General features: G+C 50.0%; 2 protein-coding genes and 1 pseudogene. All 3 read right to left on the reverse strand.

Going from position 1 to position 3,800, the window contains the following annotated elements:
• Nucleotides 1–406 (reverse strand): annotated as a pseudogene (locus HMPREF9431_RS13245) (hypothetical protein); the annotation flags it as partial.
• 25 nt (nt 407–431) lie between these two features.
• A complete protein-coding gene (locus HMPREF9431_RS06585) occupies nt 432–3,362 on the reverse strand; it encodes a hypothetical protein (RefSeq protein ID WP_004380412.1) in 2,931 nt (976 codons plus the stop codon).
• Nucleotides 3,363–3,407: 45 nt separating this feature from the next.
• Nucleotides 3,408–3,590, reverse strand: a complete 183-nt coding sequence (locus HMPREF9431_RS06590) for a hypothetical protein (RefSeq protein ID WP_004380413.1) — start codon at nt 3,588–3,590, stop codon at nt 3,408–3,410.
• Between the last annotated feature and the right edge of the window lie 210 nt (nt 3,591–3,800).

Genomic DNA, 3,800 nt, shown 5'->3' on the forward strand with positions numbered 1-3,800 from the left:
GGTCGAGCAACAGTTTCTGACCGGCATCGGGGGTGAACACGCCGCCCGTCACGCTGCCCTCCAGTTTGCCTTGCAAGTCGTGGGTGGTGGGGTCGAAGGCGAGGATGGTATACTTGCCATCGCTGATGGGATCAACGGCGCGCGTTTTGCCGGTGGGCGCATCGGGAGTAACCGATACTTCGGCCTCCAAGCCGTCGCCCAAGTCAACGGTCGTCGGCTTCACGGATGCTGCGGCGCGTGTCACAGCCTGGTCGGCCTGATAGGCCACTTCGGTAAATTTGAAGTGGCTGCCGTCAAGCGTTATCTTTTGGTTCTCGCGGGTTGCCTCTTCGTCGCTTGCGCAACCGGCGAATAGCCCTGCTGCCATCAAGGTCAGCACAAGGGTCAATCTATTTATTTTTTTCATTGCGTTTCGTTTTACTTGTCGTTTCTTAATTGTCTAAATCAATCTCGGTGCCGCCCACTTGCTGCTCGCTTCCCCATTGCTCTTCGGTTGAGCCTGGCAGTTTTGGCGTCACCTTGGTTTTAGTGTCGGCTACGGGACGGACAGAGTGCGCGTACGCCCGACTCTCGCTGCTCTTCTGGTACACCTCCCACGAGTAGAAGTGCAGGCCACAACCGTGGTCCGTGTCGGCCGGGACGGCCGACCAAGAGCCGCCGAAGATGCCCACACTGATCAGCGAACCGTTTACGCTGTTGCGAAAGCCCAAAGCGGGGAAATATACGGTGGCATCAGGACTGGTAATCCTGTTGTTGAAGTTCCAACCGTAGTCCCATCCACCGTTTATATTGAATTGTGATGGTGTACCGGTATTGTTGCCAGTGGTCGTGAAGCCAGTGAAGGCGTTGGATGCGGGCATTTTGAAACCGGCAGGACAAGGATCGTAGATGGTCTTGACGACAGCGTTGTCGTTGTAACCAGTTGTGGTGTTCTCTATCGACCAGAGGTTGTAATAAGTGGCGTTACACCAGTCATAATTGTTAAACATTCCGGTCTCGGCAGACCTAAACATCTTCTCAGGATGCTGGATGGCATAACCTATGGAACGGCCACCAGGGGTATTATCGAAAGAATAACTGCCTTGTGCAATGGCATCTGTACCGGGCAGGGCATCCTTGCGCCCAAACTGGTAGAGCGTGGTTGCTATTTCTTTTTTATTTTCCGGATTTTGCGTGATTACGACCGGTGCAGAAGCTCTGACACCACCGTTGGCTGCTTGCTGTTCAATGGTGATACATGCTTTGCGAGGTTTGTCGTAGGATGTTGCCTCATATTTGAAATATACTTGTCCCAATGTGTTACGTGTAAATTTATAGATGATGCCATCATAGTTTTTACACGTAATCTTGTTCAATGCGTCAGCATGGTCGAACCACAAGTGCCACGACCAAGCCACCTCTCCACCACGGGTAACGGCAATCACAGCATTACCATTACGGATGTCTTCTTTCTTCACTTCAAACTCAAGATAGTCCGGATTATGGACGATTTGGAGTGAAGAACTGCGGACAAGATTGGGCTGATCCATCCAAACGATTTTGGCATCATCGGGACCACCGCCTTGTTGCTGGCCTATCCAAGGATTGACAATATCAATATTTCTATGCTCTTTAAAAGTCTTCAGCAAATAGGGAGTGCCAGCAGGTTGTGAAGATTGGTAAGCCTTGGTGTTCCGTTGATTATTTTTAATGCTATTGCCATAGACCAAGGGGATGCAATAGTGTCCCGGGGCAGAAATGAGATAGCAGTTGGCACTCTCTTCAATAAAATTTCGCGCACCATTACCGCTGGGATTAGCCAAGTTGTAGGGATTGGTAGCCGTGCCTTTGGGCGTAGCATCCTTAAGGACTTGGTTGTAAGCAGCAAGTTTATCAATAATAGTGGCAGGTTTTACTGCAGTGTTTCCTGCTTCTGCTGCTGTGCCACCATTACCATGATCGGTGAGGTCGCCGAGCCAATCGGGCTTTGTAGTGCCGCGGTCTACCCAGCCTCCTGTGCCGCCGTTGAGCGTATAGTCCCACTCTTCATATTTGGAAATCTTCCAAGGTACGGCTTGCTGTATAGTACCATCCGGTGATTGGCGGTAGCTTGTGACATCGAACGTGTGACCCCCCATTAAAAGATTACCTTGATAATCGAAGGTCTTACTCGTTCCTGCTACACTTAAACGGATTTCCCATGTAGAATTCCTCTGCGAGAGCTTATATTCCTGCGTAGTGTTTGCCTTCCACTCGCCAGTTAAAGGGAATGATACATGCTTGGTGGTAGGACCATCTTGATAATAGATGGTGACCTTAGCATGATTAGCCGCCCCCTTGGCGGGCAAGGTTTGTGGAATCATCAAGAAGGTATAGTTTTGACGCCCTGGACGGTTGTTGGGATTTGTTGCAGGATTGAGTGCACCGGCCAACATCGTGTTGGGCATCTCTGCTGCATTTACATTGATACCATCGAGCGTCACCGTGGTGGTGGCATTGTCAACCGAAAGCCAAGCCGCGTCGCTGCCATCAGCTTTGTTGGGCAATTTGTAGCGGCCTTTATACTTCACACCAGAAACTTCAATCTTCTTAATGATGACAGGCGAAAGGTTGCTGCCGATGGAAAACTTCACAGCGGCCAAGGCATGCGTGAACTTGAGATTGCTCGTGGGGTCGTTGCCATGCTCATAGTGCACCTCGCCCGAGCAGGCAGTCATCAAGTCTACTTGGTCAATTACATTGCTCTTTACCTCAAAGTCCACATAAGGCACCTGCGCATAGTTGCTCGGCGAGAAGGTGATGCCATTGGCTGCCGTAGCTTCGGGCGACACAGCATAGAAGCGACCATAAACGTTTACGGGCCAATCCCAATCGTAACGATTTACCAATGTGCCATCGGGATTGGTCTTTTCGTTGTGAAACCATAGCAATGCTGTACTCGGATTGGATGCTGCAGCTGCACTTGCTGCACGATAACCAATCGAGGAGAAGGTGCCAAGCGTGCTGGCGGTGAGAATGGTTCCACGTGTCTTCGCATCCACTTTCACTGGGTTAAGACCCTCAACTGTCGACTCTATCAAGCAGAAGTCATGAGGATTGCTGCCAGTAGCTTCGATCTTGCGTGGAGCAAGATAGCTTGCTGGAATGGGCTGCATACTCAAACCACGTGTTTGCTCTGTGGCGTTTTGTGCCAACGCATCCATCTGCACATCGCTCACATTGAAAGCCAATGTGGTGCCCATGTGCTTATTGGGCTTGTCGGTTGCCAAATCATCGTCGGCACAAGCGGCTGCCAAAAGAGCAGCAGCACCAACGGCAACGAGCAAACCCCGGTTACGAAGTCTGCTCCATGCAAGGTTGCTCAACTTATTTTTTATCTTCATTTTTGTTGTTCCTTTTATTTTTACTCCATTCATTTGCCACAGCTATTAATCTTCGTCCTCGATTTCTTCACTGCCGCCATCTTCGAATTCACCTACGCTGACACTGCCTTTGTGACCTGTTTCACCACCGCCACCGGGACGTGCCACAGGGCTTTTCGTTAATAACGCATACTCTGTCGCCAACGGAATGACCGTACATGCAGGCGTTTCATACAATTTTTTCTTCATTTTTTGTTCTGTTTAAATGATTATATTTACTACTATTGATTTCTTGCTTCACAGGTGCAGTTATACACACACGAAAAAGCATCTGCAAAGAGCTTTGAAAGCTCCTTGCAGATGCTTGAAACGGCGAACCGACGCCCGCGCCGGGCGCACCGCTATCGCCTTAGTACAGAGACTTAGACCGTTGTTAGAATGTGTGTGTGTGTGTGTGTG

The sequence above is a fragment of the Segatella oulorum F0390 genome (genome assembly GCF_000224615.1).
GTDB lineage: Bacteria > Bacteroidota > Bacteroidia > Bacteroidales > Bacteroidaceae > Prevotella > Prevotella oulorum.

What these genes read in the sequence shown, in the direction of transcription:
- HMPREF9431_RS06585 (WP_004380412.1), bottom strand. Translation starts at nt 3,362, where the DNA reads ATGAAGATAAAAAATAAGTTGAGCAACCTTGCATGGAGCAGACTTCGT.
- HMPREF9431_RS06590 (WP_004380413.1), bottom strand. Translation starts at nt 3,590, where the DNA reads ATGAAGAAAAAATTGTATGAAACGCCTGCATGTACGGTCATTCCGTTG.